The following is a 258-nucleotide window of genomic DNA, read 5'->3' on the forward strand; positions in this document are numbered from 1 at the left end:
GGCGAAACAAACGAACCGCTGCTGAGGATCGAACTTATGAAGAACATCAGGCTTGCCTATCTCTTTCTGTTATTGGCACTGAGCCTGCTGTGGCTTCTCGCCGATGATTTCTCGAGCGCACTCCAGGCGTTTCGTGCCTTGCAGCTATCGATGATCAACTTCACCGGCATTCTCGCCATCGGGTGCATGAGTGCCGGCATGCTTCTCGCGATGCGGCCGGCCCGTGTTGAACCGTTTCTGGGCGGTCTCGACAAGACG

Annotated in this window: 1 protein-coding gene; it reads left to right on the top strand. The window is 56.2% G+C overall.

Annotation, left to right across the window (positions count from 1 at the left end):
• Positions 1-36: 36 nt before the first annotated feature.
• On the top strand, positions 37-258 hold a 222-nt coding region (locus SB724_RS20820), incomplete at its 3' end, for a hypothetical protein (protein WP_486304062.1).

The sequence above is a fragment of the Bacillus sp. SIMBA_031 genome, from assembly GCF_046535225.1.
Taxonomy (GTDB): domain Bacteria; phylum Bacillota; class Bacilli; order Bacillales; family Bacillaceae; genus Bacillus; species Bacillus velezensis.